We start from the raw sequence: 1,216 nt of genomic DNA, 5'->3' as shown, positions 1-1,216 counted from the left end.
CCGCGCATACGCATCGTCAGCCGGCGCGGGCAGTGCCTTGCGGTCGAGCTTGCCGTTCACCGTCAGCGGCAACTCCGCCAGCGGCACGAACGCCGCCGGCACCATGTAGTCCGGCAGCTGCCCCACCAGATGCGCGCGCAGCGTCGCCGCAAGCTGCGCTTCCTGCGCCTCCTCTGCGGCCACCACATACGCCACCAGCTGCGGCTCGCTGGCCCGCTCCTCGCGCGCCACCACCACCGCCTCGCGTACCCATGCATGTCCGCACAGGTGCGCGGCCACCTCGCCCGGCTCGATGCGAAAGCCCCGGATCTTGACCTGCTCGTCGGTGCGCCCCAGAAACTCCAGATTGCCGTCCGGCAGGTACCGCGCCAGGTCCCCCGTGCGATACAGCCGATCGCCCTCCACAAAGGGACTGGCGATGAACCGCTCGGCTGTCAGCTCGGGGCGGTTCAGATAGCCGCGCGCGACCCCCGCCCCGCCAATGTAGAGCTCGCCCACCACCCCGAACGGCACCGGCTCGCCATGACCGTCCAGCACGTACACCCGCGTGTTCGCAATCGGACGGCCGATCGGTACATCTTGATGTGGCACGCCGAATGGCGTGTCAATAGGAAAAAAGGATGACCAGATGGTTGTTTCGGTTGGCCCGTAGAAATTCTTTACAGAGTTCACCGCTTCATTTAGGCGAAGTGACAGAGTTGCAGGTAGCGCTTCTCCCCCACATACCGCATTCAGCGCTGGTGTTCCTTGCCAGCCTCCATCTAAGAGCAGGCGCCACATTGCCGGAGTCGCCTGCATGAAAGAAATGTTGTGATGTGCTATGTAATGGCGTAAGGCCATGGCGTCGATTGCATCCTTACGGCTTGCAAGGGCGACTGCGGCCCCAGTGCTCAAAGGCAGGAACAGTTCGAGCCCCGCAATATCGAACGAGATGGTGGTCAAAGCCAAAAAAGTATCGCGGTCAGAAATTGAAGATATCTCTGAAAACGCAGATAGAAAGTTCACCACCCCCCGGTGCTCGACCATCACGCCCTTGGGCGTGCCGGTGGAGCCCGAGGTGTAGATCACATAGGCCAGATGGTGCGGACCCAGGCCCAGCGCGCGCGCATCCGGATCCGATGACGGCTGCCCGGCCCACGCCGGCGACTGCGCCTCCAGCTCCACCAGCCCCACCCCAGCGAGCGCCTCCCCGCCCAGCGCCGCACGCCCCGCCGCA

General features: G+C 64.3%; 1 protein-coding gene. It reads right to left on the bottom strand.

Annotated elements, in window-relative coordinates; genetic code table 11:
• Positions 1 to 1,216 (bottom strand): amino acid adenylation domain-containing protein (locus GCT19_RS42130; protein ID WP_152855097.1); only part of this gene is annotated, 1,216 nt, incomplete at both ends.

This window comes from Paraburkholderia atlantica (assembly GCF_009362785.1).
In the GTDB taxonomy this organism is placed as follows: Bacteria; Pseudomonadota; Gammaproteobacteria; order Burkholderiales; family Burkholderiaceae; genus Paraburkholderia; species Paraburkholderia atlantica.
This window is presented reverse-complemented; position numbering and strand designations above follow the sequence as displayed.